The organism is Microvirga tunisiensis (genome assembly GCF_009296175.1).
Taxonomy (GTDB): domain Bacteria; phylum Pseudomonadota; class Alphaproteobacteria; order Rhizobiales; family Beijerinckiaceae; genus Microvirga; species Microvirga tunisiensis.
Genome location: NZ_VOSK01000689.1, coordinates 1 through 1,694 on the forward strand (window position 1 = coordinate 1; position 1,694 = coordinate 1,694).

3 protein-coding genes are annotated in these 1,694 nt (G+C 58.9%); 2 read left to right on the forward strand and 1 reads right to left on the reverse strand.

Annotation, left to right across the window (positions count from 1 at the left end):
• The first annotated feature begins 404 nt into the window (after positions 1 to 404).
• Together FS320_RS42885 and FS320_RS42890 are read left to right on the forward strand one after the other, a co-directional pair.
• A complete protein-coding gene (locus tag FS320_RS42885; RefSeq protein ID WP_152718585.1) occupies positions 405 to 899 on the forward strand; it encodes a c-type cytochrome in 495 nt (164 codons plus the stop codon).
• A 68-nt stretch (positions 900 to 967) separates the two neighbouring features.
• Positions 968 to 1,222: a hypothetical protein gene (locus tag FS320_RS42890; RefSeq protein WP_152718586.1), complete on the forward strand. Its 255-nt coding sequence runs from the start codon at positions 968 to 970 to the stop codon at positions 1,220 to 1,222.
• Between the two features lie 51 nt (positions 1,223 to 1,273).
• Here FS320_RS42890 and FS320_RS42895 read toward each other — a convergent pair whose 3' ends face one another.
• On the reverse strand, positions 1,274 to 1,492 hold the full coding sequence (locus FS320_RS42895) for a dodecin (RefSeq protein ID WP_152718587.1): 219 nt from the start codon (positions 1,490 to 1,492) through the stop codon (positions 1,274 to 1,276).
• Positions 1,493 to 1,694 lie beyond the last annotated feature (202 nt).

Here is a 1,694-nt window from a genome sequence, read left to right on the forward strand (position 1 = left end):
TCCCAACACCGTTTCCGTGTGGATCTCTCAAGGATCCATTCATTGTGAGACGTTCGGATTCGGACCGCCTCACAACATAGCTTAGGATATTTGGCAGAGCGGGGAAGGGCGAGGCGCCGGAATTTCCGGGAGATCCCCCAATTCTTCAACTATGAGCACAGTATGATTTCGCCGCGAATTTCGCTGAACACTTGTTCTGAAACCTGAAGCCGCCGGCCGCTCCGTCCAAAACGGTCGCAAACCCGTCAGGACCTCAGTGCAACACAGCCTCAGTCGATATTCGGAGGAGAGTTTTGACACGAGTTTGAGGAATCTGCCGAAGCCGACCTACGCCTTCTGCGCACTTCACTCCCGCGGGGCCTCTGGCATTTTTAGCTAGGTTCAACCTCAGACAGAGAAACTCCATGAGATCGATCATCCGGACGGCTCTGGCGGCTGGTAGCCTGCTCATGTCAGGCTCGTTGGTGTCGGCGCAGACACAAACCCAGCGCGGCGAGTATCTCGTTACCATCATGGACTGCACTGGCTGCCACACGCCCGGCACCTTCCTCGGCAAGCCCGACATGCAGCGTCCTCTGGCTGGATCAGAGGTCGGCTTCCAGATCCCGGGGCTTGGGATCTTCTACCCACCAAACCTCACCCCCGATCCTGAGACAGGCTTGGGCCGGTGGAGTGAGGCCGACATCATCAAGGCGGTGCGGACCGGCGTCAGGCCGGACGGTCGGCAACTCGTGCCAGTCATGCCGTACCATTCCTACGGCAAGCTCACGGATGCCGATGCCAAGGCTCTGGCCGGCTACCTCAAGAGCCTAAAGCCGGTCAGGAACCAGGTGCCTGGTCCGCTCGGGGCAAACGAGAAACCCTCAGCTCCCTATCTGACTGTGGTCATGCCCCGGTAGCCGCCGGGCGCAGAGCGTCCAATATCTAGAAATTCGCAGTCCCCGGACCACCACAGGAGACCACAGCCATGTTGGATGCGGACTTGCAGCGGCTGCGCGACGACAACATGGCCATTGCGGAACTGCTGCATGAACTGGAAAACGGCCTCGCGCTGCCGCTCCCGCCAGAGCCACCGTTTCAGGTCATGTCGGATGTAACGGCCCTCCACGACCGGGTGTATGCCATGGCTCGCATGGTCGGGAGCCTGAAGCGGGTCATCCGCGACAGGATCCTGCAGCAGACGCACGCAGCCGACTTTTCTCCGCAAGGAGAAAAGACATGAGAACCCCAATTTAGCGCTCAAGGACAGAATGGGTTCGCTGTCCCTACTCCGTTATGGAGTTTCGTCCTCAAGCGTGAAACCTGCCTTGAGCACGACCTGATAGTGGTGAACCTCACCGTTCTCAACATGCCCGCGGGTCTGCACCACCTCGAACCAGCGCAGGTTGCGCAAGGTCTGGTCCGCTCGCTTGATCGCCGTTTGGATCGCATCCTCGATGCTGCTCGTCGACGAGCCCACCAGTTCAACGACTTTGTAAACGTGATCGGACATCGCACGCTCCCATAATTCTCCGGAAAGCAGATAGAGCCGAGCGCGAGGCCTCCTAGAGCGCGTTGACATTCAGGCTTTCGACGGACTCGCAAATCTGATTCAAGCTCCTTTTGGGCGCGGAGGCTTGGGTGAGCGGAGTTCGTCTGATGTTGAAAGATCACCAGTGGGATCGGATGGAGCCGCATTTGCCGGGCAAACGCAT

What these genes read in the sequence shown, in the direction of transcription:
- FS320_RS42885 (WP_152718585.1), top strand. Translation starts at nt 405, where the DNA reads ATGAGATCGATCATCCGGACGGCTCTGGCGGCTGGTAGCCTGCTCATG.
- FS320_RS42890 (WP_152718586.1), top strand. Translation starts at nt 968, where the DNA reads ATGTTGGATGCGGACTTGCAGCGGCTGCGCGACGACAACATGGCCATT.
- FS320_RS42895 (WP_152718587.1), bottom strand. Translation starts at nt 1,492, where the DNA reads ATGTCCGATCACGTTTACAAAGTCGTTGAACTGGTGGGCTCGTCGACG.